A 25,750-nucleotide genomic window follows, 5' to 3' on the forward strand; every position below is an offset into this window, starting at 1 on the left:
TTAACTACCTGTTACTCTAGACATTACTGAGTCTACTGCTGCCATCATGATACCAACAATTTGTGGTGCAAAATTGACTAATAGGAAAAATAATAACCCCATTCCTAGTAAGGAACCAGCTAGTATTTTGGCAGGTTTAAAGGCTAGTCCAATTAACGCTGAAAAACCCGACAATACAACTAAAACAATTAGGATAGGTATAGAATATTCTTTTGCTAAAGACATCATCCCATCCAAACTTACATTCTCAGATGTTGCTTTAACTGAATCTACATCAATATTTACCGTACTAGCACTTGCCAATTCCGGTTGGGCAAAAAAACCCCAACAAATTAATCCGATTGCCATTGCAAAAACATATTTTAAATGTATACTCATTTTTCTTCTCCCTCACTTTCAATGCTAATTAGATTTTCTTCAAATTCGGTTATAGATTGAATTTTTCTTTCTTTTACGACTGAAGTATAAATAAATGGTGTTTTATTTTCTAAAGTTGCAATAGTTATTTCATATGTCTGTTCATTTTCGTCACCCTCACCATTAATTAATTTTGCTTCAACACCTGTTGGGGTGTAACCTTTCATAAACATTTTGTAAATTATTTCACCTTTCTCATTTTCAGTTAAATCTTCTCTATCAAAATAGGAATCAACTATATTGTTTCCTATACATTCATAGGATTCTAATGCTTTTGCAGTTAAAATACATTGGCAAATCGCATACATTAGTTGTTCATGATATTCTGTGTCAGAAACCGTTGGATATGAATTTTTGGACATTTCAGCTTCTTCCTCGCTACTTATGGAATAACCATCCTTCAACATTCCATTTTTGTCTATCGGATTTTTCTTTTCTTCATCTATTCGTGCTGTAATCATACTTCCGACTATTTCAATTAGCAATAATACTACGATACCAATCCCTATTAAAGATGCCATTTTACTATTCATAACTATTCCTCATTTCTAAGCATCAGGCAGTATTCTTCTCACATGACCTTCAAATCGATCAGAATAATATTTTTTACTTAAGTTTTCAATAGCAACTCCCGTTGAAGATTGAGAACCAATCCATTTACCATTACCAATATATATTCCTACGTGTCCATCTCTTTTATAAGTATTCCAGAATATTAGATCACCAACTTTAATCTCGCTAATAGATACTTTTCTACCCATTTTGTTCAAAGTTTCTGTTGAAGTTCCGGTTAACGGTCCTAAATCGATCCCTGCTTGTGCATATGCCCAATGCACAAAAGATGAACAATCAAAACGCCCATTAAGGATGTCAAATTGGTTACGACCACCACCAAATACATATTCTGATCTACCTATATATTTTGAACCTACGCTTGCAACGATTTTAGCAGCTTCACTTACATCACCATCAAAAGCTATATCTAGGCCATTTGCATAGGCTTCACAGTTCATCGTAAGCCCACCAAGTTGTGTAACAATCTTTGTTACATTTGGAACCCAATGATTATTTAGTCCACTTGGATCGTTTGCTGCACCTACTGGAGCATACTTTGAGCCTAATTGTTCAATTGTTGTTAATCCATCCTTAATAATGCGATTGTGTAAAGTTCTAGACATACTTTCTAGTCCTTCTTCTAAAGTAGAAAATTCGTAAAGTCCCGAGCTTCCCATTAATCCACCTGGATTATTTTTATTCATAATTGCAGGAGATGTACCATTCCCTGTTTCATGAAAGGCGATCGCTGCAAAAAGCACTGGATCAATACCTTGTTTCTCTGATAAATCTATAATAGTCTGTCCATAGGAACTTAACTTTCCTGCACTAACAAAAGCTGTATCCCAATGTGACTTTTCAATTTCTTTGGTAGGTGAGCAATATGCACCGCCACCAATACCACCAAAATAGAAATTTGCTAATTGAGGATATTCTTCTTCGATCAACTCTGAGTCTATAATATCTTGATAATACTCTTTTTCCTCTTCTGTTAAGCCTAAATCTTCTATTGCCATTTCGGGTGAAAGGGTTGTTACTGTTAAACGCACGTTCTCTTTTTTATCAATATTTGCAATGGCTGTGATAATATCACTATTCGACTCTTTATGAGATTTGAAAAATTCTTTTAGTTGTTCTTTACCCTTGTATGTATTTCTTTCAAGAATTTCTTCGGGAATCTGTACAAAGCTTAAACAATAACCATCTATATCAATTTCTACACAACTAGATTCAGCAGGTTTATACTTTTCGTAAGTAATAGTTAGAAAGTGATAGACTATGTCATTGAGTTCATAGTCAAGTAAGTTCTCATTTTCATATAAAACCATTTCTAATGCGACAAGCCATACAGGATTTATTTTGAATTTTTCCCCAAAAGTCATATAATCATTTAATTTTACTTCTATCGCATCATCAATTTCCTTTTTTCTTTTACTTCATCCTTAGAGAAATCGGGTGTTAGGATAGCGATTATCACAACTACTATAAGGAGGATTGCTAGGAATCCCCCCCATATCGGTGAAGTTTTTAATAAAATACCTCCGATGACTTTTTTAGTTGCCTTCATTGCAAACTTTTTCGTTACATTTTTAAGAGCGTTACCCGCTTTTGACAAACCTTTTTTAGCTAGATTTTTTGTTGGATCATTTTGTTGATGTGAGTAACTCATGGCTGACCACTCGAACGAGTTCGATTTTGCATCCCTCGAGTTGCATTTGCATGATTATTAATAGCTTCAAGGTTTTTTTGTCTCCTTTGTTGTTGTTCAGCGTAAAATCTAGCTCTTTTTTCTTTCATTTTTCTTACTTCTTGCTCTGATGTGAGGTAATTTACGTTCTGCTTATGGTAATCTTCTTTTTTCGCTTTTGCTTCAACACTACCTTCACCATGTTGGGCAACAGCAACTTCTAAGTCTTTCTTTGCAGACATTTGTTGATATTTTAAAGGGATTAAGCCTTCCTCTTTTTGTCCTATTTCCCAATCTAAATCTCGTTGTTGATTGACTAAATCATAATTTTCTTTAGAAGGTTCATAATGGTCTTTCAATAGTGCGTCGTTAGTATAGTTTGCGTTTCCTATTACACTACCAAGTGTAGATCCTGTCCATCCTCCTATTAATTCTTCTCCCATTCTTTTCATTTCTTGAGGATTACTTAATTGAGATTTATCATGGAAACCTAATCGTTCTTTTGTAAGATCCATTACTCCTAAACCTTGTGCATTACTTTGTATTCCTTCACCTAGAACTTGTATACCTTTACCTGTTTTCCCTTTCATAGAACCAGCTACATAAGCGCCACCTAACCCTACTGCTCCACCTATAACTGTTCCATTAGCACCTTTACCTGAAACCATTGTTCCTGCCATTGCTCCTAATGCTGCCATTCCTCCAACAGCAGTCACCCTTCCTATTCTTCCTAAATTTGGATTTTTAGCCATTTTCTTTCCAGTCTTGGCTAAATTACTCCCTACTGCGGCCATTCCTCTAGGGCGTGATTTAGTTAAACCATTACCCACTGGTGCAGAACCGACACCTTGATTAGCCATAGCTTTGGAGTCTGTGGATTCCCCTCCTGCCATAGTATTAGATTGTCCAACGGAATACCCATTTAGGTCTCTATCGGTTTGACCTCTAACTCCTTCAGCAGTTTTAGTTTTATTCTCCAATACGTCTTTAGAAGAACCACCTTTTTCTGAGAATATACCTTTTGCCATCATTCCTACGCCCATTAATCCAGCCATTCCACTACCATTAGCTATACTTCGACCTAATCCTCCGCCGCCATCTCCTTCACCAGTGAAACCACTGACAATTCTTTGTACTAGATCAGACATTGCAGGTAAAGCAAAGAACATTGTAAATACAAACCAAAAATTCAAATCTTCTGCATTAGATATTGCAAAGAAAAATAGACCAAGAGCAATTGCATGAGCACTTTGCATAAATATTTGGCTAGTGAAATTTGTAAACCATGTATTCAACACATTTCTTCGAGATGGGATAATCGCACTAAGAATGACTAGTGGGAATAAAGCTACAAGCATTCCAAGTGTAATCATTCTCATCATGTACTGATAATTTAAAATGAAGGTCATAAACAAAGCACAAACAACTAATATTGCAGTTGTAAATGAACCCGAACTCATTACATCTTCCGTTTCCGTAGGATTCCATACTGTCGAGAGGAATGATGTTACCTCTATGCTTTGTCCTTTTAAGGCTACATAAACAGTGTCCACAATAAAGTAATTTATTCTGATTATCCAGTCCCAAGCGATATGCCCGAATCGAAGTAATAAAGTAGTTATAACGATTCCGAATAATATCTCTTTCGCTTTGGACATTGATTCGGGATTTTTAAGCAAATCTAGTAATAACACCAAACCACCTAATGCTATTAGTACCACAACTGGAATAGGCAATAAAAATATAAAAATATCATAGATCCTTGCTATACCGTTAAATAGACCTTGTGGAAAAACACCTAACGTTAAGTCGTCTCTAAATGCATTTGCTTTGTTCTCAAGAAGAGAATCATCTTCATTTATGACGTCTTCTCTTTGAAAGACAAGAACCGATACATCTTGTGCTTGCATAATAGCGATAAGACTATTCGCTACATTTAAGAAGAACTTTGATAAATGTTTTTCCACTAAGGCAGGTTTTCTATCTTCCTCATTCTCTGGATCAAGTACAGGGGTATAGTCAGCCAAAGCACTAATAGGCTGCATTAGAATTGTCATTAAAAACAACCCTATTAGAACTTTTTTGATGAATGACCGTTTATTTTCGTTTTCGTGACTTATACGCATAATAAGCATCACTCACTTCTTGTAATCTATCTGGATTCGTTTCAAACAACATGGCTTCATGGAGAGATGAAGAAACTTGAATAATACTGCGTTCTTCGTTAATTCGTAAAATTCCTAATCCCTCACCAGCTTCATGTACTAAAAAATCAGCTTCATATTCCGTTAGATTGAATTTACCTTGAATATCACCAATATCTATTGAGTCTTGTTTCAAGAATAGCTTTGTAGGTGCATTTTTTAAAATTCCTAATCCAAATTCAGAACGAGTAAATACTTCGAAACCTTGTGTTATTGCTAACATAGAAGTATTAAAAAATCGAACAATCCTATATTCTGCTTCTAGCCATTGTGCAGTTTCTGGGTCTTCCATTGGAATTTGTGCTTCATCAACTACTAATCGCTTACGAATATGTCTATCTTTATGACTAAATTTAGTAGATAGCCATTTGGTAGCTATGAATAAGCCTAAAGGTTTCATAATATCTGCATCTAAATTTGAAAGACCAAAAGCAAACAAAGGAGTATCTTGAATTTTTACATTTGATTGAGTATCAAAAATAGCCTGTGTAGGAGAATCACCGTATTTGGTAAAGTTCTTAAGTAATTCTGCAACAATTTTTGTCTCTTGATCTTCCTTTAATAATTGGTATAACTCTCCAATTGTCGGCATGTCTTTCAATTCTTTCTCTAATGAAAAATGAGCATTCCCATTTTCATCAGTATTCGTTACTCTTTCGGCCTTATATAATGATTCGGGGGACTGTGTAATTCCTTTATTTCGATAAAGTTCTCGAATTTTGTTATCAATTCTTACTTTTACAATCCCTGTCAAACTATCTTCATCAAGAATTTTAATCATACGATAAACGATTGCACGAGCAGCAATAATTGTATCTTCTAAGTTCACGCGTCTTACTGTCTCACCATTAATAACCTGTTCTTCAACATCTACATCAAAAAAGTTAATTTTAAACGGACTTTCTGGACCGAGGTCAATATATGGGCAATTCATCGCTTTAACATATGTGGCATAGTCACCTTTGGGACAAATTATACAATGCTTAATTCCACGTAAAGTGTCATGATGTACCAAACGAAGCGTTGAAAATGTTTTACCCGCTCCCGAACCACCAGTAATAACACCGTTCCGATTCATCAAAGACCGATCCCAAGCATCGTAAAAAATTGGTCTATTTAGATGATCTCGCCCCCAAATAATCCCACTGTTATGCGATATTTTTCCGTTTCCAAATGGGAAAAAATCTGCTATATTTGATGTTTCATAACTAAAAGTATGTTCTTTATAAAATGGATTATCAGCTAAAGGAGTGATGTTCAATAGAGCATCTAACTGTTTACCATCTGGGGAACGTAAGATAATATCATTCCCACTGAATCTTCGGATCATATTATTAGAGAATTTTTTTAAAGCCTTTAATTCCGTTGCAGATGAAACAATCTGTAAACTAACTCTAAATGGTTTCTCTATGTTCTGACGCAAACGTCTTTGTCTTGACTGTAAATCGTGTAATTCGTCTAACAATTTATCTCTTTTTTCATCTGGCATATCACGATAGAGATCTGATTTTATCCCTCGAATACGCTTCCCTACTTCTTCTAATTCATCTGTTGTTTCAACAGGATCAATGTGAATTGCTAGGTCTATATCTCCTTGTCCGAACTCCCCAACTAATAAGGGGTTTAACATCCCTGCGATAGTTGAACCACTAGTAATCTCCGCATAATATGAACGGAAATACCTAGCAAATTCATTCGTACCGCCTATTTCCACATAATAATCATTTACTTGCGTTCCATCGAATGTTATATCAGTTGGAATTGTTTCTTTAATCATAGAAGGAGCAACAAAGTCAATTCCTTCTGCTTTTGTTTCTTCAGAGCGAACAAAGTTTGGCAATTTTTCTTCCTCATGATTTTCTTTGGTTATATCAATATTTGTTTTATCTTCAGTTGACGACCTACGAGTTTCTTTTGTTTGTTCCTGTTTTTTTGTTGATAATTTACCTTTTTTCTTTGTGAAAATCCCCATTTGTTTCCCTCCCCTACTAATTAGTTACTTCCGCTAATTCCTTTTCTTGTTCCAAAGGATTTTGTTTTACATGTTCAAAATCATTAAAGTTTAAATCGTCGTTTATAATTGTCTCAGGGTTTTCAGTGGTCATATGAATAACATTAAATCCTTGCATTTTAAGAGACTCATATTCAGCCAATTCTTCAACAAGAAACGGTGTTTCAGAAAATTTGAATTCACTAAATGAACTAGCTCTTGCTGCATCATCTAACCTTTGTGCTAGAGTTAAGTCTCGATTTAACGTCATATAGACCATATTTAATACTCCTGTACGATTTAGACGAGTGGCTCTAATTCCCATTCCATGAAATAATTGATATGCTAGATCTGTCACTTCTTCTAATATTGAATTAGCTAAATCTTGGGCTTCTTCTTCACTCATACTTGTAGCTTTTTGCCTAGTTTTGTTTATTAATGAATTAAGAACCGAGTTACCTGTATCTAACCCTTTTTCTAATCCTTCCTTATAAGGATTAAATCGGAATATCGCATAGCACCTTACTTCTCTTGTTTTTACCTCTGCAAACTCCCGATAATTGTCAAGAACTTCCTCTCTAGCTTCACTAAATTCTTTGGTTAGATTATCGAGTTTTTCTGATTCTTCTTCATAGTTATTTATAAAATCAGTCATATCCAAGTATTGAGACTGGACTAACAATGTATTTCGAATGCTTAAAGCGTTAATCAAGCTTCTAAATTTCCGCCAAATAGAGGTATTTTCATTTGCATTATTTAAACGTTGATTTATTTCTGATAATTCAAGAATTGCTGTAAATGTCCCATCATTTAACTGAGTAATTCCTTTATCAGAAATCTCCTTGTACTCAAACAATTCTTGTACTGTTTCCTTCTTGGCTTTCTTAGCTTTTGATGATTTATCCCCTTTTTTATTTTTCTTGTTGTCTTTCTTTGATGTGAATAGTGAGTAAAGGAAATACCCGCCGACTACGACGAGTATGATTAATCCCACTACTTGCATGTTCATCTACTTTCCACCTCGTTTACAGAAGGCATGTTTTTTCTACGATAATAGAAGGTTCGGTTTCTAGCCTTTAGTTTTATTTTTGTTAAAATTAGTTGGAACAATGATAAGTTGGTTTTTGGGTCTTTAAAAAACGCAAAAACTAATGAAATAATAATTGGAATAAACCAATGTACTCTATCAAATATCAGTGAACCCAATGGTAATTTCGGGAAAATTTGAGCTACTTGATAGGTCCCCATAATTCCAGGAGCCAACCATAACAGTTGACTCCAAGAGAAAGGACCTATGATTGCTTCTTCAACATTACTGTTATAAGGGACTTCATGGTATTGTCCGTACACAGAATATCCTCGTCCTTTCTTTACTTCTATTTAGTGTTCAAATTAAATTTTTACTCCGAAAATACCTAATATTGCTCCAAGAATTTGCTCTGTAAAGAAGATTAGCGCTATCGCTAAAATTAGACCTCCCATACGACCTTTCATATCTGCGAGACCTTCTGCTGATTTTTTAATAAATAGTGAATAAGCCATTAACATAATTAAGATTATCGCTACTACTATTGCAATATCACGAGCGAATTTGACTAAGGTATTACCTGCTGAATCAACAGTTTTCTCTAATTGGTTCAGATTACTTCCAGACACCTTGCTCTTTAAAGAAGCTTCAGCAACATTTGTTAGTTCTAAATTAAATTGATGTGAAATTACCTGTCCGATTCCTAAAGACAAGACTAAAACCGCAAGTAGTACAATTAGAATTTTTTTAATTAAACTTCCTTTATTTTCAACAAGCTCCATATTCATATCTCCCTCTTGTTTATTTGGCTGTAAAGAAATTTCTTTCAAAATTACTCCCCCCTTTCATTAGGAGAAACACTCCTTTTTTTATAGAGTAGCAATTTTTCCTTATAGTAGAGTGCCAATAAATTACGAATTGGACTTTTTTGACTGGTGATAGGAGTAATCAGCTTTCTGATCAGTTATCCTTAATTTTTCAATGATAATGCTGTTACTAAAGTAAATTTCATCCATGTATTGCTCTTTTTGATTTTGATATTCTTCTATTTTTTGTAAAGCATCTTGAACAGCCCATTTTCTATTAAATTTCTCTTTGAACATTAAGAACAGCTTTTTTTGTTCCTCATGTGGTAACATAGATAACTCATAAGCTATAACTTTCTTTAATTGGCCTACTCTTAGAAGGTCTTTGAACTCAACGATGAGATTATTTAATTTATAGAGTCTTTTTAAGTTTCTAACAGCTTCATAGAGATGAAGAGATAAATAGTCGTAGCTATATTCAGTTGAATCTTTTATATTTTTTATCATTCTAGCTCTTTCAATAAGACAAGTTTCGTTTATAAAATCCAATTTCTGTTTATTAGATAACATTTTTTTCCTCCTATTTTAAAAATTATCGAATTTAAAAATTATCGAACTTTCTAATGCCATCTTGTATAATAAGTTTTAGATTCCCTTTTTAGGAAGGTTGTAGTATGATGAATTTTTCAAGTAAAGAAATAATTAAAACTTTTTGGCGTAGCTATAACCTTGCAACCAGTAAGACTGATTACAAAAATCTTTTAAAACAATCAAAATTAGATTGTTTAGAGTTTCTCTCTTCATTAGAAGATGAAGAACATTTGATTTTTTATGACCAGCTACCCTTATTTGCGATTATTTCGGAAGTGCATCGAATCTGCCCTGAATCTGTCACTGAACTAGCAGAAGAAGATGATTTTTTTGAAACTGCATTGAACTTATTTTCTACTTATTCAAAAGAAAAAAGAGATTTGTTGCGTGATACCTTTTTAAAACAATAAAAAGAAGGTTGCTATTTTTTAGCAACCTTCTTTTATTTAGTTTTAAACTATTTTGATTTTTGTACTATGCTGTTGGTTAATATACTTTCTTTTCTCTAAAATTTTATCCTTCAAAGTAGTTTTTCTAGCATGTACTCTATTCGTATTAATTGCTTTCTGTACTGCTGTTCTTGTACCAAATAAAATATAGAGTTTTTCTGTTCTTGTGATTCCTGTGTAGAATAAATTTCGAGTTAACATAATATTATGTTCATCACTTAAGCACATAATATTGATTTTAGACTGTCCCCCCTGGCTTTTGTGGATTGTTGAGCAGTAAGCTATTTGAATATTCTTCCATTGGTCTTTTTCTAAATCTACTTTGCGACCTTCAAAATCAATCGTAATTGTAGCATTGCTTTTATTGATATTTGTGACAATGCCAATATCTCCATTATATATATCTATATTTTTATTATTAACAAGGTACATGACTTTATCACCTGTTCGATATGTCACTCCCTTGATAACTAACTCTTTTTTCTTAGCACTGTGAGGGTTAATTAGTTCCTGTATTTTTGTATTAAGATTATGTATTCCCAATTCTCCTTGTTTCATTGGAGATAATACCATAATGTCATTAATGGTTTCACCTTGTGATAAGAGTTTTTTGACTGAATGTGCTATTAAGTTTGCTGTCCTTTGAGGATGATTGCTCTCTATGAAGTAGCTATCTTTTTTATTTTCTAACTCAATCATTTGCCCTTGATTAATTTTATGTGCATTTTTTACAATCGTTGAGTCTTGGGCCTGTCTGAAAATCCTAGTTAAATGTATCTGTGGTAAACCTGCTTCTAGGCAGTCTTTTAGTACATTACCAGCATTGACTGAAGGTAACTGATCGGGATCGCCCACTATAAGCACTTTTGCCCCTTGTTTAATGGCGCTAAATAAATGTTTTGCCAATTCAATGTCAACCATTGAAAATTCGTCAACAATGATAAAGTCACATTCTAAAGGGTTTTCTTTATTATATTGAGGACGTTCCATACCATTATATCCAATACCTAAAAGTCTGTGGATCGTTTGGGCATGACTTCCCATTTCCGAGACTTCTCCCAATCGCTTTGCAGCTCTTCCAGTGGGAGCAGCTAAAGCAATCTTATGGTTCGGAAATAGATTTCTATATACTTTTAAAATGGCATTGACTGTATATGTTTTGCCTGTTCCTGGTCCACCAGTCAAGAATAATAGGTTTTCCCTCATTAATGCATGGATGGCTTGTTTCTGTTCACTCGTTAATCTTGTCTCATTTTTCTCAATAAGGTGAATTGCTTTATCTATATTAAAAGGCTCATAGTTATTTGCATCAAAAGTTAGTTGATGTACTTTTTCAGCCACTTCTTTTTCAGCGTAATAAAGATGAGATGGATACACTTTTTTACCTTCAATGTAGCAATATTTGGACTCTTCCATTAAAGCTATAAATGACATTTCGTGTACTTTATCATATTCATCCTTAGCTTCTTGATTCAGTACATTAAGGCATTTATTCAATAATTCTTTTTCCTCGATGTAACAATGACCCATCATTCGATTTATTTCTTTTAAATATAGGCATAAGACTGTTTCAAGCCTATATCGAGAATGTGGAAGAATCCCCATTTTTCTACCTATTTCATCACTTGTTTGAAAGTGCATTAAATTATAATATGCAAATAAATAAGGGTTTTCTTTTAATTCCAAGACTCTATTTCCTAATTTTGAATGAGCTTTTAAAACCGTTTCCGAATTTACTCCGTATTTTTGATATTGCTCTATTATCCCATTCAGTAAAAAGGTTTGTTGTGTTATTAATGCGATTTCTACTGCTTTATCTTTGGGCAAATTTGCTACCTTATCAAGTGCTGACTGCCCATACTTATTTATTTTGATTATCGCATTATCACCTAATGCATCATAAATATTCTTGGCTGTTTTCTTTCCGATCCCTTTAAATAATGTTGAGCTGAAGAAGGTAATTATTTGGTCTTTTGTTTTTGGTGTCGGGCGTTGCCAATTTTCTACGGTGAACTGTTGCTTACCGTTTTTATTAGAAATAGTAAAAAAACCTTCAATTATAATTTCTTCGTGCTTCGTCAACTTAGGGAGTATCCCTGCTGCAACAAAGGATTTTTGGGTTATGTTGGATGAGATAGGTTTAACTACAACAACTTGATACTGTTCGTTGGTGAAAATTGTTTTCGATAGTTTAACAGGTATTGACAGTTTTTCTATCATAACTTCCCGCAATTTCTAGGAGTGTTCGGATTGGTTTAAACATAAGATCATGTATGGACTTATCCGAGTCTGAGAATATGTCCATTAAAGTTTTTGAATTAGAGGAAATAGTTAGTGTTTTTTCGTCAAGTTGAATTGAAATTTTCTTCCCCTTTGCTCTAAAAATTTCTTGAATGTATCGAGTAAAAGAAATTTTTTGTTTCATGAATCTATTCTTGATAAATTTTTCTTTATACAGTTTTATAGATGGGTTTTGAGTTGTATTTTCTTGGGGTTTCGGTACTATTACTTCAACTTCTGAAATATTAGATGTTTCAAGAAAAGCTTCATATTCTTGTTGTAATAAGCTGTGAGGTAGGATTTTACGGATATGTGGAGATGCATTTTTTAAGAAGTGAAATACAGTTCCACTTAATTCATGATAGTTGGCCAGTGATTCTTTTTTAACTGATACAAAAATGTACGAATCTAGCTTTGCTTTGACTGATTGTTTTACTTTACTTTTAGTCGTCATATCTATAATCGTCTTTGTTGGAACTATAACATTTTCAATTTCATCACGATTTTGTTTTTTGCAAATAATACTTATATGCTTAGCGACTATGCGTTCACATCCAGTCTTCACGTGAATTGCAAAGTATGGCATTTCTCTCCCTCCTTAAAATCTCCAATTTCTTTTAATCTCTATACCTTTTTAAAACTTCAACTTGTGATTGCAAACTGGCAACGCTTGCTTTTTGGTCAGTTGCCAATAATTCTTTAGTTGTCATATTTCCAGTATGATTGTGAAGGTTAGCGAAAAAGTCGGACAGTTTGTTACTAGAAGCGTTTTTCGCTGGAACTACGTTACTAACTTCTTTGGTTAGTTGCTTTATCAGTTTTCTATTATCATCATAGATTTCTGATAACATTTCATGCGTAGTCTGTTTCACTTTTTCCTCCCCCATTTTGCTGTCTATATTATTTTTTTGAGTACAGTTTCAAAGTTTCCAGTATATGAATTCTATTATCTAAACAAAATATATCTTTATCAGTTTATTTTATCAATAAAAAATTCTAGTTCTATCGATATGCGAGAAAATAGGTTCTAAAGTCCTAAAATTTCGACATTAAATTGTAACATATAACAAAAATCAACGAACTTTTATATTTATATTGAAAAATAAACCTAGAACGATGTAATTGTACAAGTAATATAATGCACTCATATATTATTATATTCATATAGGTCTATATTCACTTATACTTGATATTTTCCTATAAAATACAATTCGTTACAAGATATATACGAAATAATTATCGTTATTTGCGATAATTTTGCGCATGATTAATCGTTATAATATTTTTAGGTGATATTATGAATATTGGTGGTCGCATAAGAGAATTACGAAAAATCAAGAAACTTAAGTTAACAGAATTAGCTCAGAAATCGTACATATCACAATCTTTTTTATCAGATATAGAAAATAATCATACAAAGCCATCGCTAGACACTTTATTTGCAATTTGTAATAGCCTAGATATTTCGCCCGCTATGTTTTTTAGTGTCTTCCCTGAAGCAGATGTAGAAGAACAACTATACTTGATAGACTATATTTCAAACGACATAAAAGAAATGATAGGGCTAATAACAAAGCTGCCCGATAATGAAAGAAAGGCTTTAATTAATTTTCTTTCAGAAAGATTAAACAATAATTAGAACCTTATCTAGATTTCTATACTAGATAAGGTTCTTTACTGTAAAAGTAAGACCTTATACGCTTTTTCTAAATTGTTTAAGCAATTCATCGATTTCCTCTTTATCGCTTTTCATTTTCTTTAGGGCTTCCTCTGTCTTACTAATTTCCACTGTTAAATCTTTGTTCTCTTTGAATCGTTCTCTAGTTAAAAGTGAATAAAGCTTTTCTAATTTTTCCTCTAATTCTTGTATTGTAGGTGCTGCCACATTTTCATTTTCTTCCTCCATGTATAAAGGTATTTTTTCTACACGAATGGGTTTATGTACTTTTGACAATGATGAATCTACAACTCTTTTCTTTTTATAATTGATTAATGCTGTTGAAAAAAAGTTGTTCGTATTACCAATATTACTTTTCGCATAACTTAAAGCGTTATCAAGCATATTAGCAAATTCATATTCATTCAGTCCATTTTCACTATGTTTTTCTGTTTCCCATATATTAAAAAGTTCGTTTAAATTAATTTGATCAGAAATCAATCTATCTATCTTTTTCATAAAAATAACTTGGATTGGTAAAGGGAATCCTAATTCTATTATTTTATTTTCGTAGATAGATAGATCTTCAATATTATTAGGAGAAGATATTCTTAAAGAAGAAGTATTATTAAGACTGTCCTCATTTGACTCAACTTGTTGTCCAGATTCGGGATAGCTTGTTGTGTCATTTTGGGACAACTGATTAGATTGGGCATTCTCTTCTTTTTTGTTGTCGGAACTATTGGTGTTATCAGTTGTGTCATTTTGGGACAACAAGGACTGAGTGTATTTATTTTGTTTTCTTTTCTCCATTTGTTTTTGAATAATTTCTTTTTTCTCAGCAAAGAATTGGTCTTTAAAGTCTTGGTAAGAAGCTAGCGATTCTTCTAATAACTTTTCGATGTTCTCATGGTTTAGTAGAATAAAACGTCTGGCTGGAAGTCCTCTTTGCTCAGTAATGAGTAATTTCATATCCATCATTTTAGCTAGTAGAACAATTTGCTTTTTCCTTTTAATGGTTGTAGCTAATTCAAGTTCTGTTGCTGTACATTCAAATGCTCTATCAGATTCATAGAAGGAAACTTTATTTTGATTTATTTTTTTGTTTTCGTTGCTCATTAATTCTTTGAACATCAAATGTTTTTGTTCTTTATACTCTTCCATTCCAACTAGTTCCATGAGTATGATTGTTTCTTCTAGTCCAATTTTATGAGCTAAAGGTTTTATTACAGTTAAATAATTTCCTTGTTTTAGTAATTCCGATTTTTTCATAAAAAATAACCCTCCTTTTAGAATTTCATAGTAAAAAAGGCGAAGGGTTAGTTATTCTTATTATTTAATTCGATTCTATAAATTGAGTATCTATAAAATGACTTAGTTACCAAAAAATATATAGTGTTAACTCTATATTTTTTCTTGATAAATAAACATATTTATATTATACTTTTTATTAAAGAATACAAAAAAATAAGTGTTTGAAATCCTTAACCCAGGAATCCTTTAAGCTGCTGTCGCCAAACTTTAGCTTAAGGGATTTTCGCTTTTACTATATGTTTTTGTTATTTTATATGTAGTTTAAAGACCCTATCTTTTTTTAAAAAAGGACAGGGATTTTTTTATAGTTTAGCATAATTCAATTTATTATTGTAGATATTTTTATAAAATTGTAGAATTACAACGAATTATATCCTGTGACTTTTCAAGAAATTTTCAAAAAAAACTCCAAAATTAATTGGAGTTTTTTATGTTTGATTAGCCAGTTCGATATATTTTTTGGAGTGGCTCTCTGTTCTTTTTTGAATATCTTTTGTATAAGATTTCTTTTTTTCCTTTTTAACGTGCGTTAAAAATTCTCTACTTGCTTCTATTTTTGTATAATTGCACTTATCAACAGAGCAAATATATATAAATAGCTTATAGTTCGTCTCGTTTTGAGATATTCCGAAGAGTAGAGTCAACTCTATTGGCTTGATATAGTCAAGACAAATTTCCCCAGCTACTTCTAATACAGCAGTTCGGCAAATAGGACAATTCAAAGTGTTTCCCCCTTTCTCCATGTATCTTTTTCCTTAATTTTAACGATACATTAAAATCTCTCGATGAAAGTGCCAATAATAAAAGGTAGGAATATCTTAAATTTATTGACACATTAAATGTGTCGTTCTATAATGTAGCCAATAAAAACTTTTCTCTTTCTAATTATTGGCACTTTACTTTTCTAAATTTTTGATATTGTGATAACAAAAGAACGAAAAGAGGTTCTCTTATGAAGGTAAATGGATTTAGTCTATCTGAATTAGAACGTTTAATAATACATAGTAAAGACATAACTCCCCAAGCGAAAGGCCAATTAGGAATAATCATATTCAAGTTGAAAAGTAAATTAGAGTTAGACTTGGAGGAACAATCTTTTTTAGATGATATAATGTCGTTTTTAAGAGTTAGTTAATACTGGAGGTGTTCAAATTGAGAAAACGAAAAGACGTATATGTTGTCCTAGTAGCAGTATTTGATACAGAGTTAAATGAAAATCAAATTTTGATTGGGGAAGGTTTAACTTTGGTTGAAGCTATTGTAAGAGGTATTGAATTTGAATTGTCTGATGAAGAATTACGAAACATTATTCATGTGTATGGGCCAGATGATATAGAAGGATTATACGAATGGTATTTGTCTAGAGGGATCTACTTAAGTGAACCAATGATTATTCAAGGAGAAAGTATATTTGCCACATGAATGAACTGAAAATTCAATGTGTTTCATGTGGATTTGAATACAGAGAAACCTTTATACGATACCATCAAAAGGTACCATACTGTGATATATGCTATTTAGACTACCTCGTTCGGGGAGATAAATCAGAAATATCTGTCCCATCATTCTATTTATCGGAAGAACATGAACAAAATTTTGAGAAAGTACTAGAAGGTTTTATATCGAGGTCTGAAATAAGCTCCTATTCAGTCATTATTGCCTATGTCTTAGGAGTACCCGAAATTTATAATCACGATATATATAAGCAAGTATACTCTGAAAAGTTTTTAGGTCTATTTGATTCTATTCCATTAATTTGGCAATTTGATTACATGGTTATGGAGTTCAAATTATCAGATGAGATTCATTTTAGGTTCCCCTCTTCTATCTCTTATAGAATTAGAAAAAATAAGGAGGGTTACCCAATTCAAAATCAAGTTGTTAAGAGAATGAGTAAAGAATGCCAGGTGATTCTGAAGCTTGGCTTTTATCTGCAATTCAATTACTTTTCTCCTAATGAAATTCGTGAAATTGCTTTAAATGAGTATTCTTTGTTGGAGCAACCTTATCAGAAAATGATTGAAGAGATGTTGCTTTTGCCTCGATAATTAAAAGCTGACTTATGATTCTATCTTTAAAGGGGGTGAATAAGTAATGGAACATAAAAGCTGACAAATTGTTAAATTTTATCGTGACAAAAATATTATTTTAACTGTGGAAGATGCTATGACCAATTTAGAGAAAAGCATGTATAAAATTAAAACAGCTTTATAAATTTTTGAGGATTTCTACTGTTAATTTTCAGCAGTGAAGAAATTAATATAGGAGGTTAAAATGAAAAAGATTTTGTTGTTAGTAGGAATAGTTGGATTGTTTTTATTAGTAGGTTGTGGAGATAAAGACGTGGCTAAATCTGAAGTAGAGGAACAAGCAGAAAAGATGGGAGATAGTCTGTCCAATGTATCAGATGAAGGTTCTTTAAAAGAGTTGGAAATTCTCTCAGACCAAAAAGAGTTCGAAATACATGGAGCTAAAGTTACACTTAATGGAATGTATGAAGTAACTGACAAGAAAGATATTGCAATTATACAGGATGCAACGAAGAATCCCCCAGACACTGCTTATCTAATTCTTGATTTTAATATTCAACGTGATGTCCCTATTAGGATCGATGATGTATTGTATCTCAGTAACAAACCTTACTACAATATGTGGGGCGAAGAAACAGATGCAAACCAAATTGGCAATCATATCAGCTCATTTTCTAGTAGTGGGAAAGAGGTAATAAGTAAAGTTGCAGAAAAATATGATTTTATTGTTGATTTATATAAAGAAGAATTAGAACAGAATATTGGTCTAGAAGGCAAGGCAGATCGGGTTAGGTTGTTGTATGAAGCACCATTAGAAAAGTTTCAGCAGACTGGAGGATACGGAGGCTATGGAGAAGATGAACCTTTATATATATTAATGACAAATATAAATGCCCCGTCCGAAGGTGCAAGTAAGGAAGAAGCTGTCGTTGCCATAGAGGTTAAGAAAAACTAATATTTATATAGAAAAAATTACAAAGATTAGGTAAAGGGGAATTAGCCCCCTTCGGACAATCGTAGTAAAAGGAAAAGGACCCCCTCTCCCTTCTAATTTTTTTCCTATGATGATTTAATTGAGACATTCAATAAATCATTATTTAAAGTAATTTTTGTTTTTTTCTAAATCAGATTCTATGTGTCCGTCGTGAATAAATGAAAGAGAGTGGTAAAGTTTGAGTATTATTAACAATATTTTAAAAACGCTTAATAGTAAAAGCGTGTTAAATCTTTATATTATGTCTGTGATAGGAGTAAGTTTAATTGCCGCAATATTTGCTTTAATAAAATTCGATTGGAGTCAAATTTTAGTTTCAGATCTTGCAGGACTATATTTATATAGTTCGATGGTTACTATAGTGATAGCTCTTCTGTTTGTTTCAATTAGCACATTTCCTGCTCCATTTAAAAATGTTTTGAAAAGTTCGAAATCAAAAATCGAAAAGTTATTATGGTTGTTCTTCTTCATTGTGTTTAGCCCATTTGTATTAGGAGGTTTAACAGCCTTATCCGATCTATTGACAGGATCTCATATTCTAATCCCTCGAATACTAATATTGATTGGTGCTATCATAATATTAAGTCGTAACTGGAGGTTCAAAACAGTAAGCTAATAAGAAGTAAGTGAATTTCAGTATGGACACATAGACCTGCTTTAGAGGATATTTCATCTCCCTAGATAATATCTAAAATTCTGTTTCTGTTAAACTGAAACAGAATTTTTTTACCAGTATTTAGTATTTGATAAAGTGTACTTTTTCAAATAATATAATTGTCGTAAAAATTTCTAGCAAACTACTGTTTATTAAACTCTAAAATAACTTTTTAAATGTTTATTTAATTTGATATACCTTTTTAAACAGAAATGAGGTAAAATTAGGTTATTCAGAATAAGGAGAGTAACAAATGAACGGAAAAAAATTTGGATATATTCGTGTCAGTTCGAAAGATCAAAATGAAAGTAGACAAATTGATTCGTTGTTAAATATTGGGATTGATGAAAGAGATATTTTTATAGATAAACTGTCAGGTAAAAATTTCGAACGACCTCAATATCAGCTAATGAAGAGGATGGTACGACAAGGTGATATTTTGTATATTCATTCTCTAGACCGTTTCGGGAGAAATAAGGATGAAGTATTAAATGAGTGGAAAGAATTGACTAAAGACATGGGTGTGGACATAGTAGTGTTAGATATGCCTTTATTAGATACCACTACTCATAAAGATAGCTTAGGTACATTAATAGCAGATCTTGTCCTGCAAATTTTATCCTGGATGGCAGAAGAAGAACGCGAGAAAATTCGCACACGTCAACGTGAAGGAATTGACTCAGCTTTAAAGAAAGGCGTTCAGTTTGGTAGACCAAAGGTTCCGGTGCCTAATAACTTCGTAGAAGTTTATTCTGAGTGGAAACAGGGAGAAATTACAGCGACTGCTGCTATGAAACGATTGGGTTTAAAACGAAATACTTTTTATAAATTAGCGAAAGAATATGAAAAAACTCTTGTCCAGTAATTATAAAAATTCATTGTATTAAGGAGTATTAAGGGCCCAAGAAGCGTATTGATTCAATATACGCTTCTTGGGTTTTATATCTGTTTTTTTTGAAAATGCAATGTTATAAGACTTCATTTAAACATTGCCAACACGAACAAACATAAAAATATAATCGTACACCATTGAAGTACATTTTTTAGAATTACTTTACGAGTATGTAGTTTATAACTAGAAGCTAACTCATCCAGTTTACATGATTTTAAGTAATTTTCAGCATATCTAAATGCTTCTCTTTCAGTTGGGTAGAATGCATACCCTGTTTTATATAATAATTTCATCCATTTTTTAGATCCCATCCACTTGTTATTTTCCTGAAATTGTTTGGCATGACATAATTCATGTGCGAGAGTTCCAATTTGTCCATTGAAAATACAAACAACCCCTGTATTAGCATAATCTTGGGAAAGGTTCACATGATGGAAATACCCATTTGCACGTTGAAGTATCTGTTTATCTGATTTATTGTGATATACAGGAACGTTTTCTCTGAAAAATGTAAATGCTTCATCCTCATAGAGTACAATGGGTTCGTGCTTAAATTGTAAATCCTTAATGATATTATTTTTATGTGATTCCAATAATTCTCTATCCGACATTGATTTTTGACTTATCAATTTTTTTGACCTCCTGTTTATTGACTGATGAACAAAATATTAAAAATATCTAGTCCCTATTAAGCTTTCTAAATTTCTATATATAATAAATATAATAATAGAAGAAACTCGAAAAAATGAAACACCGTTCAAATAAGAACGGTGTCATTTTTATTAATTACATAGTTGTAAAGACTCTTTTTGATAGGGTTGTTCGGCCATGATAATATCTCTAAAACAAACAGCATACTTAGCACTGGTGATTTTTTTATTATGTGTCGTATAAAACTCATTGTCCACGCAGTAAAGTATTTGTTCACCATTCGGGATTATCGGCAAATTAGAGACATAGTTCCCTCTTATAATTTTTCGACCACTTCTAACTCGCAGCTCTACGTTCTCAAGATGAATGTACTGACAGTGTGCCACAATACGATTATAATGAGGATTTTCGATATCCACTGAACGAACGGATATCATTCCTTTTCTATTGTTGTAATAGCACTCTACTTTTTCACCCAATTTAAGAGTAGCTTTTTTATTAAATCTTAACACAGGAACCTCTCCCCTTTTATAGAAAACTAAATAAACTGATTTGGTTTTCCTCTTTCCATGCATCATGATAAAGTTCCCATAGTTTTTGTTCGGTTGGTGTTAAAAATCGACCATCTCTAGTTTTAATTTGAATGATGTTATTAACCTTAAGATAGTCAATCATACCTCCACCTGTACCAGACTCATTTATCATTTTCCTAAATGCACGAAAGGCTCGGCCTGCATCTCCATTGTTTAAGGCAGCATGTATAATATTTTTGTTACCGCTCATGCGTACCCAATCTTTTGCAGTGTATAGAAGAATGTCTAAATCAGACATAGAAGATAGAGTTTTTATATGATCTTCATTTATTTGTCTGGAACGCTCTTTTATCTCTGCATTTTTATCTATGTTTTTTTCTGTTTCTTCATGAGTTTCAAATGACTGTAAAATTAAATCTAAATCGTTATCATCGATAACAGTGAATAGATCGTTTATTTCAGCCCTTTTCTCTTTTTTCTTTTGATTATTTCTTTGATAGCAATGACAATAATCTGCAGCTTCTTGGTCATTTTCAAGAATAGCACAACCATTTTTTCCATAATTGCAAATGTGCCAATGTGAACAACAAGAAAAACCTTTCTTTGAAAAACCAAGTATTGTGAATCCTTGTCTAATGCTTGTTTCCGCAGTCATACTGTCGCCCCTATGACTACATTTGGAGGAATATCCCCCAAAATGTTAGTCATTTTGAGGGCTTCCCTCCTATCTCTTATTTAGTTATACAATCTATCACGTGGATTCTCTTTAAAGCGTTTGAATTTATGCTTATGATCCACTTTGTTTCCAGATAATAAATCAATTAATATTTGGATATTGTGTTTATTAGTTTCAAATGGTCCAAAAAATACACCGTTAATAATTAATATAAACTCTGAGTCATTTTCGATTACTCCAAATTCTCGACTATTCATAGTTTTAATATTAATATTCATTGATATTCCCTCCTGTTTTCGGAAATATCATCAAGCATACCTTCGTAAATTTGACCATAATATCTAATGTCATTCACATAAGTAACTAAAGAAAAGTCACTCCTAATGCGTGATTCAATTCTATATTTGTTCTTGTAGTCCATAAAGGCTTCATTCGATTCAAATAAAACTTCATCCTCTGAATATACCTTTAAGGTTATTTCATTTGAATCAAGACCCATTAAGTCATTCACACAGTAGTCAGCTTCAAACATTAAAGAAGATATCAAGTCACAAAGTTGAACCATTTTATTAAAATCATCTTTATCTAAGGAAAACAGGTAAGCTCCTTTCATTTCAGTAATTTGCTTACCTTGAATAGCTATTTCAATCACATATTTCTTTTCCATTTGAAACCCTCCTAGAATAATGTGAGCTGTTTGAATTCTTGCTCTACACTTTCGTTATTTTTTGAATTGTCGTTAATAACTATTTTCTCAATCTCAAACCAGTCAACAGGTAAACAGCCTTTGAAAGTACCATCTAGGTTATAGAAATAAACGTGAGTACCTTTATCTAATCTTGTTTGACTAACTAAGAAAGACTCCCCATTTGAAAGGTTCGGATACTTATTTTTGGGTTTATTGATGAGTTTAGCTTTTTTCATAAACTCCCCTTAAACAGCAAAAAGAGGGCTGCCCCCTATTTTGCTACTAGGGCAATCCCTCCTTTATTTTCGATTACACCGCAAAGTCGAATAAAGATAGTCCTTCGTAAGCATCATCTTTAGATGAGCGTTTACTCTTCTTAGAAGGAATGTCCTTCATTTCAACTTTTGGTACTTCATCTTTTTGCTCTTTTGGTTGAGTAGATTCAAAAGCTTCGAGTGCTGCGAGATCTTCATCAGTAATCTTATCGAAGTTTGCAAAGACACTATCAAGTTCAAAGTCGTCCACACTATTAAAAAGTGCTTCCAGTTCATCGTTAAGGGTATCTTTGACTGGTTCTACATAACCGCAGAGATTTTTTGTTTCTTGAGTGAGATTAGTAAAAGCCTCAGTTATCTTTTGTTGGAACTCTTCTTCAGTAACCATTTGAAGATTACTATCAATGTCCTTTTGTGCTGCTTGTTCCCAAGCGTTGGCAATCTCACTAGATTCAAGCATTTTACTTAAATCATTTGTAAGAGCACCTGCTGAAACATCTGCATACTTCGCAAGGGCATCAGAACGTTCAATCGCTCCTTCAACTAATAAGGCACTTACACGACGAGACATTAATCGTTGGAATTGAGCCATTTGCTGAGTCTTATCATTAACTAGGAAAAGCACTTCACAATGTTTGTGCTGTCCAAGTCTGTGACTACGCTTGGCCGCTTGTCTAACGGTGTTAATATCGTCATTCATTTGCCAGAAAATAATTGTCGGAAACGCCAACAAATCTAAACCAACCTCAACAAGTCTTTGGTTTGTGATAATGACACGAGTCCCTTTTTGCTCCTGTTGTTCTAACCATTCAAATCTCGCATCTACACTTACTTTTCCATCAAGAATAACTGAATCTACACCGTTGTTTTTTAAGACTTTCTGCAGTCTTTGGTTGGTTCTATATTCTTGGGTAAAGTTTGTATAAATGATCACTCGACGATTTTGAGCTATTCGTTGTAAGACTAATTCAATGAGTTTACGCTCTTTAGCAGTTTCATAGCTTGGAGGAAAGGCAGGTGCAGTAATGTGTTTCAAAGTAGCTCCATCTTTATCCTTAAATTCTACGGACATACCTAAAGTCGGTTGGTCTGCATAATTTAGGACAGAAGGAGTAAATTTACTCCATGCTGCTGTCCCTAAGTCCTTTTGTAATGCTTGACAAGCATTATACATCGAAGTATGAAACTTTCTATATTCATCAAAATGATCATCATCTAACGTTACAACAATCGGTTTTTCTTCAAGTGTAATCATGGGCACTTGAAGTTCAGATACATCCATGAATACCGATTTATCAAGTAAGTGGTTAGCGACCAAATCAGGCGAAATACCAGGCTTTTCTTTAATGATGACATCGTTTTTCTTTTGATTGGTTGTAACACCAACACGTAAGTTATCATCATTGATTTTTTTCACCTTCTCAAGGACACCATAGCGTTGAGCCCATGTTTCAACAGTTGTTTTATGAGTAAACCCTAAATCAAGTAACTCCTTTGGAAATACTCTCCATAAAACAGCTTGAATTGAACTTGAAGCTCCATTAGTTAATGTACCTGTGAGAAATAAACTCTTGCGACAAGCTTTTAGGATTTTGTGGAACGCCATTCCCCTTCCAGAACCTTGAGCCTTCATTTGGTGAATTTCATCAAATATGCCCATATGAAAGTGCTTTGGCAACATACGTTGGAACAATTGAGCTATCATCCAACGATTTCCGTATTTACTTTCGCCAAACTTCTTTAAAGCAGGTCTAGCAAGGTTACGGTTGCTTTTTTCATTTTCATAATTGTCTTGGAAAGAACGAACTTCCGGTTTCCACTTTTTCACATAGCCAATAGGTAATCCATGTGTATCTAACATGCCTTTTTTGCGAGCTTCTTGTATTTCGGCCATTGTAGGAGGATTAGAAGGTTTTTCAACTACATCACTCCATCCAGCTAAAATACCTGCTTTGCGATCCTCTATTTTTTCTCTTGGTGATTGCAAAGGTTTACCAGTCTCTGGACTTACCCAATGGAAGTGGTATGGATTCCATTTTGCTCCTAATACAAAACCGAACGAATGTAATTTCATTCGGTCCGTTGAAACTAAAATGAAGTGCATCTTCCCTTTTGGGATTCTCCAACCTAATTTTATAAGTTGGATATAAGCAAGAGCATCCTCACTACTGTTTAGAACAGTTATGATGTTCTTTGCTTTCTTATATTCAGTCCATAACTTATATTCCTTACGATTTCTCGATTGTTGAAAATCATCAATTTTAGATAGTTGAGAAGAATCGACTATACAAGTTGTGCCTAATGCTGTTGGAATCTCACTTGTTGCCCACTTAGGTAGAACGTTAGAAGGTGCAACAATAAGAGCGCGGAAACCATCTTTCGCTCCACTTTCTTCGCGTTGTCGAGCTTTTATATAAGCAGTTGTCAAACTCATTTGAGTTTTCCCAGTACCCATACCAGCAACGAGAAACGCTCCAATTTTCTCTTTTAAAACCCCAAGTAACCCCATTACTGAACGAGCTTGTGCAGGAACACATATACGATTTGTTTCTGCAATATATTTGGAGTAATGAGAACCATCATATTTAGGTTTCATGAATGTGTCGATTTTTGCGAATAGCAAGTTAGCATTAGCACGAAGATAATCTTCAGTAGACCAATTCTCCTTAAAGGTAGCATTAATAGCCATTCCTTTTTGTTTTGTTGGAAGATACCCCATCTGAATCCCATCTTGAACATATGCAAGCATTTCTTCCTCTTTCATAGACTTGATAACGAATGCTTTTATGTTTTGCAACTCACCCGCAATATTAGTCGTTTCAACATCAACTTTTTGTAATTTATCTAAAGGAAGAATGGATAAATAATGTTTAGTCCACTCTTTATTTCTTGGAAGTCCAAAGGTTTCAGCTAAGAAATGCCCTGCGACTTCGTATATATCTTGTTCCCACGTCATAATTACTCTTTCTGGCATGGCTTGGTTATCTGTTTTAGAATTTTGCAATACGGCATCTTGATAGTCCTCACCAACTGCCATTCTAGGCATTGCAAACATATGACAAACCTTTCCGTTTACTTCTTCGATACGCCTGAAAGATTGGCTAGAACGAATCTTCTCCACCTTTCCAGTTCTATCATCAAAGATTTCAACGTAAGGCTGATATAAGGCTGCATGAACCGCACGACAAGATGTTAGAGAACCTGCGAGAGCAACCCCAATAAGCGTTTTTTCGTTCTTATCGTTTGTAGTTGTCATCGCTACTTTTAAGAATGCTTCAAATTGCTTACCATCTTCTGTTACACGAATCTTTTTTGCCATCTATAAACGCCCATTAAAAAACATTAAACTATATAGATGGTAGAGGGATTACCCTCTGCA

At 33.1% G+C, this 25,750-nt stretch carries 29 protein-coding genes; 7 read left to right on the top strand and 22 right to left on the bottom strand.

Features of this window, described 5'->3' with window-relative positions; all coding sequences use genetic code 11:
* The 10 genes from BMSHG_RS23315 to BMSHG_RS23360 form a co-directional block, all read right to left on the bottom strand.
* Nucleotides 1–378: a hypothetical protein gene (locus BMSHG_RS23315; RefSeq protein ID WP_019156875.1), complete on the bottom strand. Its 378-nt coding sequence runs from the start codon at nt 376–378 to the stop codon at nt 1–3.
* Nucleotides 375–950: a hypothetical protein gene (locus tag BMSHG_RS23320; RefSeq protein ID WP_019156876.1), complete on the bottom strand. Its 576-nt coding sequence runs from the start codon at nt 948–950 to the stop codon at nt 375–377. Before BMSHG_RS23320 ends, BMSHG_RS23315 begins: the two co-directional genes overlap by 4 nt.
* 15 nt (nt 951–965) lie before the next feature.
* Entirely contained in the window at nt 966–2,354 is a 1,389-nt protein-coding gene (locus BMSHG_RS29205; RefSeq protein ID WP_019156877.1) for a C40 family peptidase, read from the bottom strand.
* Between the two features lie 20 nt (nt 2,355–2,374).
* Nucleotides 2,375–2,641, bottom strand: coding sequence for a hypothetical protein (locus BMSHG_RS23330; protein WP_019156878.1), 267 nt, complete (start codon nt 2,639–2,641; stop codon nt 2,375–2,377).
* Nucleotides 2,638–4,716, bottom strand: a complete 2,079-nt coding sequence (locus tag BMSHG_RS23335) for a hypothetical protein (protein WP_148347032.1) — start codon at nt 4,714–4,716, stop codon at nt 2,638–2,640. The genes BMSHG_RS23330 and BMSHG_RS23335 overlap by 4 nt, the downstream gene beginning before the upstream one ends.
* Nucleotides 4,717–4,756: 40 nt before the next feature.
* Entirely contained in the window at nt 4,757–6,835 is a 2,079-nt protein-coding gene (locus BMSHG_RS26845; protein WP_019156880.1) for a VirB4 family type IV secretion system protein, read from the bottom strand.
* 16 nt (nt 6,836–6,851) lie between these two features.
* Nucleotides 6,852–7,862 (bottom strand): hypothetical protein, encoded by a 1,011-nt coding sequence (locus BMSHG_RS23345; RefSeq protein WP_019156881.1) that lies wholly within the window; start codon nt 7,860–7,862, stop codon nt 6,852–6,854.
* Nucleotides 7,859–8,203, bottom strand: coding sequence for a hypothetical protein (locus BMSHG_RS23350; protein WP_019156882.1), 345 nt, complete (start codon nt 8,201–8,203; stop codon nt 7,859–7,861). Before BMSHG_RS23350 ends, BMSHG_RS23345 begins: the two co-directional genes overlap by 4 nt.
* A gap of 42 nt (nt 8,204–8,245) precedes the next feature.
* On the bottom strand, nt 8,246–8,710 hold the full coding sequence (locus tag BMSHG_RS23355; protein ID WP_019156883.1) for a hypothetical protein: 465 nt from the start codon (nt 8,708–8,710) through the stop codon (nt 8,246–8,248).
* A gap of 81 nt (nt 8,711–8,791) precedes the next feature.
* Nucleotides 8,792–9,256 (bottom strand): hypothetical protein, encoded by a 465-nt coding sequence (locus BMSHG_RS23360; RefSeq protein ID WP_019156884.1) that lies wholly within the window; start codon nt 9,254–9,256, stop codon nt 8,792–8,794.
* Nucleotides 9,257–9,360: 104 nt separating this feature from the next.
* Here BMSHG_RS23360 and BMSHG_RS23365 point away from each other — a divergent pair, with 104 nt between their 5' ends.
* Nucleotides 9,361–9,687 (top strand): hypothetical protein, encoded by a 327-nt coding sequence (locus BMSHG_RS23365; protein ID WP_019156885.1) that lies wholly within the window; start codon nt 9,361–9,363, stop codon nt 9,685–9,687.
* Between the two features lie 42 nt (nt 9,688–9,729).
* On the opposite strand, the gene recD2 is transcribed toward BMSHG_RS23365, so the two are convergent.
* From recD2 to BMSHG_RS23380, 3 genes are read right to left on the bottom strand one after another with little or no spacing between them, the layout of a single operon-like run.
* The gene (recD2, locus tag BMSHG_RS23370) at nt 9,730–11,946 is read right to left on the bottom strand and encodes an SF1B family DNA helicase RecD2 (RefSeq protein ID WP_019156886.1); all 2,217 of its coding nucleotides are present in this window, start codon (nt 11,944–11,946) and stop codon (nt 9,730–9,732) included.
* On the bottom strand, nt 11,918–12,592 hold the full coding sequence (locus BMSHG_RS23375) for a transcription termination/antitermination NusG family protein (RefSeq protein ID WP_019156887.1): 675 nt from the start codon (nt 12,590–12,592) through the stop codon (nt 11,918–11,920). Before BMSHG_RS23375 ends, recD2 begins: the two co-directional genes overlap by 29 nt.
* A gap of 31 nt (nt 12,593–12,623) precedes the next feature.
* On the bottom strand, nt 12,624–12,878 hold the full coding sequence (locus BMSHG_RS23380) for a hypothetical protein (protein ID WP_019156888.1): 255 nt from the start codon (nt 12,876–12,878) through the stop codon (nt 12,624–12,626).
* Nucleotides 12,879–13,303: 425 nt separating this feature from the next.
* Between BMSHG_RS23380 and BMSHG_RS27270 the strand changes: the two genes are divergently transcribed.
* Entirely contained in the window at nt 13,304–13,645 is a 342-nt protein-coding gene (locus BMSHG_RS27270; RefSeq protein WP_019156889.1) for a helix-turn-helix domain-containing protein, read from the top strand.
* Nucleotides 13,646–13,699: 54 nt separating this feature from the next.
* On the opposite strand, the gene BMSHG_RS23390 is transcribed toward BMSHG_RS27270, so the two are convergent.
* Together BMSHG_RS23390 and BMSHG_RS23395 are read right to left on the bottom strand one after the other, a co-directional pair.
* Entirely contained in the window at nt 13,700–14,935 is a 1,236-nt protein-coding gene (locus tag BMSHG_RS23390; protein ID WP_019156890.1) for a hypothetical protein, read from the bottom strand.
* A 470-nt stretch (nt 14,936–15,405) separates the two neighbouring features.
* Complete coding sequence (locus BMSHG_RS23395) at nt 15,406–15,699, bottom strand: hypothetical protein (RefSeq protein WP_019156891.1); 294 nt, start codon at nt 15,697–15,699, stop codon at nt 15,406–15,408.
* A 230-nt stretch (nt 15,700–15,929) separates the two neighbouring features.
* On the opposite strand from BMSHG_RS23395, the gene BMSHG_RS23400 reads away from it, so the two are divergent.
* The 5 genes from BMSHG_RS23400 to BMSHG_RS23425 all read left to right on the top strand — a co-directional run bounded on the left by BMSHG_RS23400 (nt 15,930) and on the right by BMSHG_RS23425 (nt 19,521).
* Nucleotides 15,930–16,112, top strand: a complete 183-nt coding sequence (locus tag BMSHG_RS23400) for a hypothetical protein (protein ID WP_019156892.1) — start codon at nt 15,930–15,932, stop codon at nt 16,110–16,112.
* Nucleotides 16,113–16,129: 17 nt separating this feature from the next.
* Nucleotides 16,130–16,399, top strand: coding sequence for a hypothetical protein (locus BMSHG_RS23405; RefSeq protein WP_019156893.1), 270 nt, complete (start codon nt 16,130–16,132; stop codon nt 16,397–16,399).
* The gene (locus tag BMSHG_RS23410; RefSeq protein WP_019156894.1) at nt 16,396–17,025 is read left to right on the top strand and encodes a hypothetical protein; all 630 of its coding nucleotides are present in this window, start codon (nt 16,396–16,398) and stop codon (nt 17,023–17,025) included. Before BMSHG_RS23405 ends, BMSHG_RS23410 begins: the two co-directional genes overlap by 4 nt.
* A gap of 226 nt (nt 17,026–17,251) precedes the next feature.
* Nucleotides 17,252–17,962, top strand: coding sequence for a hypothetical protein (locus BMSHG_RS23415; RefSeq protein ID WP_019156895.1), 711 nt, complete (start codon nt 17,252–17,254; stop codon nt 17,960–17,962).
* Nucleotides 17,963–18,909: 947 nt separating this feature from the next.
* On the top strand, nt 18,910–19,521 hold the full coding sequence (locus tag BMSHG_RS23425; RefSeq protein ID WP_019156897.1) for a recombinase family protein: 612 nt from the start codon (nt 18,910–18,912) through the stop codon (nt 19,519–19,521).
* A 113-nt stretch (nt 19,522–19,634) separates the two neighbouring features.
* On the opposite strand, the gene BMSHG_RS23430 is transcribed toward BMSHG_RS23425, so the two are convergent.
* The 7 genes from BMSHG_RS23430 to BMSHG_RS23460 all read right to left on the bottom strand — a co-directional run bounded on the left by BMSHG_RS23430 (nt 19,635) and on the right by BMSHG_RS23460 (nt 25,690).
* Nucleotides 19,635–20,177: a hypothetical protein gene (locus tag BMSHG_RS23430; protein ID WP_019156898.1), complete on the bottom strand. Its 543-nt coding sequence runs from the start codon at nt 20,175–20,177 to the stop codon at nt 19,635–19,637.
* 153 nt (nt 20,178–20,330) lie between these two features.
* Entirely contained in the window at nt 20,331–20,711 is a 381-nt protein-coding gene (locus tag BMSHG_RS23435; RefSeq protein WP_019156899.1) for a hypothetical protein, read from the bottom strand.
* Between the two features lie 16 nt (nt 20,712–20,727).
* Complete coding sequence (locus BMSHG_RS26855) at nt 20,728–21,387, bottom strand: hypothetical protein (protein WP_019156900.1); 660 nt, start codon at nt 21,385–21,387, stop codon at nt 20,728–20,730.
* An 80-nt stretch (nt 21,388–21,467) separates the two neighbouring features.
* On the bottom strand, nt 21,468–21,686 hold the full coding sequence (locus BMSHG_RS23445; RefSeq protein WP_019156901.1) for a hypothetical protein: 219 nt from the start codon (nt 21,684–21,686) through the stop codon (nt 21,468–21,470).
* Nucleotides 21,683–22,075 (bottom strand): hypothetical protein, encoded by a 393-nt coding sequence (locus tag BMSHG_RS23450; RefSeq protein ID WP_019156902.1) that lies wholly within the window; start codon nt 22,073–22,075, stop codon nt 21,683–21,685. The genes BMSHG_RS23445 and BMSHG_RS23450 overlap by 4 nt, the downstream gene beginning before the upstream one ends.
* 11 nt (nt 22,076–22,086) lie before the next feature.
* Nucleotides 22,087–22,332, bottom strand: coding sequence for a hypothetical protein (locus BMSHG_RS23455; RefSeq protein ID WP_019156903.1), 246 nt, complete (start codon nt 22,330–22,332; stop codon nt 22,087–22,089).
* 73 nt (nt 22,333–22,405) lie between these two features.
* The gene (locus BMSHG_RS23460; RefSeq protein WP_019156904.1) at nt 22,406–25,690 is read right to left on the bottom strand and encodes a helicase-related protein; all 3,285 of its coding nucleotides are present in this window, start codon (nt 25,688–25,690) and stop codon (nt 22,406–22,408) included.
* Nucleotides 25,691–25,750 lie beyond the last annotated feature (60 nt).

Origin of the sequence: Robertmurraya massiliosenegalensis JC6 (assembly GCF_000311725.1) — a bacterium.
In the GTDB taxonomy this organism is placed as follows: domain Bacteria; phylum Bacillota; class Bacilli; order Bacillales; family Cytobacillaceae; genus Robertmurraya; species Robertmurraya massiliosenegalensis.

Coding starts and splice junctions, on each gene's coding strand:
- BMSHG_RS26855 (WP_019156900.1), bottom strand. CDS start 21,387: ATGACTGCGGAAACAAGCATTAGACAAGGATTCACAATACTTGGTTTT.
- BMSHG_RS23415 (WP_019156895.1), top strand. CDS start 17,252: ATGAAAAAGATTTTGTTGTTAGTAGGAATAGTTGGATTGTTTTTATTA.
- BMSHG_RS23450 (WP_019156902.1), bottom strand. CDS start 22,075: ATGGAAAAGAAATATGTGATTGAAATAGCTATTCAAGGTAAGCAAATT.
- BMSHG_RS23455 (WP_019156903.1), bottom strand. CDS start 22,332: ATGAAAAAAGCTAAACTCATCAATAAACCCAAAAATAAGTATCCGAAC.
- BMSHG_RS23400 (WP_019156892.1), top strand. CDS start 15,930: ATGAAGGTAAATGGATTTAGTCTATCTGAATTAGAACGTTTAATAATA.
- BMSHG_RS23410 (WP_019156894.1), top strand. CDS start 16,396: ATGAATGAACTGAAAATTCAATGTGTTTCATGTGGATTTGAATACAGA.
- BMSHG_RS23320 (WP_019156876.1), bottom strand. CDS start 950: ATGAATAGTAAAATGGCATCTTTAATAGGGATTGGTATCGTAGTATTA.
- BMSHG_RS23315 (WP_019156875.1), bottom strand. CDS start 378: ATGAGTATACATTTAAAATATGTTTTTGCAATGGCAATCGGATTAATT.
- BMSHG_RS23375 (WP_019156887.1), bottom strand. CDS start 12,592: ATGCCATACTTTGCAATTCACGTGAAGACTGGATGTGAACGCATAGTC.
- BMSHG_RS23390 (WP_019156890.1), bottom strand. CDS start 14,935: ATGAAAAAATCGGAATTACTAAAACAAGGAAATTATTTAACTGTAATA.
- BMSHG_RS26845 (WP_019156880.1), bottom strand. CDS start 6,835: ATGGGGATTTTCACAAAGAAAAAAGGTAAATTATCAACAAAAAAACAG.
- BMSHG_RS23360 (WP_019156884.1), bottom strand. CDS start 9,256: ATGTTATCTAATAAACAGAAATTGGATTTTATAAACGAAACTTGTCTT.
- BMSHG_RS23335 (WP_148347032.1), bottom strand. CDS start 4,716: ATGACAATTCTAATGCAGCCTATTAGTGCTTTGGCTGACTATACCCCT.
- BMSHG_RS23460 (WP_019156904.1), bottom strand. CDS start 25,690: ATGGCAAAAAAGATTCGTGTAACAGAAGATGGTAAGCAATTTGAAGCA.
- recD2 (WP_019156886.1), bottom strand. CDS start 11,946: ATGATAGAAAAACTGTCAATACCTGTTAAACTATCGAAAACAATTTTC.
- BMSHG_RS27270 (WP_019156889.1), top strand. CDS start 13,304: ATGAATATTGGTGGTCGCATAAGAGAATTACGAAAAATCAAGAAACTT.
- BMSHG_RS29205 (WP_019156877.1), bottom strand. CDS start 2,354: ATGACTTTTGGGGAAAAATTCAAAATAAATCCTGTATGGCTTGTCGCA.
- BMSHG_RS23330 (WP_019156878.1), bottom strand. CDS start 2,641: ATGAGTTACTCACATCAACAAAATGATCCAACAAAAAATCTAGCTAAA.
- BMSHG_RS23345 (WP_019156881.1), bottom strand. CDS start 7,862: ATGAACATGCAAGTAGTGGGATTAATCATACTCGTCGTAGTCGGCGGG.
- BMSHG_RS23445 (WP_019156901.1), bottom strand. CDS start 21,686: ATGAATATTAATATTAAAACTATGAATAGTCGAGAATTTGGAGTAATC.
- BMSHG_RS23365 (WP_019156885.1), top strand. CDS start 9,361: ATGATGAATTTTTCAAGTAAAGAAATAATTAAAACTTTTTGGCGTAGC.
- BMSHG_RS23425 (WP_019156897.1), top strand. CDS start 18,910: ATGAACGGAAAAAAATTTGGATATATTCGTGTCAGTTCGAAAGATCAA.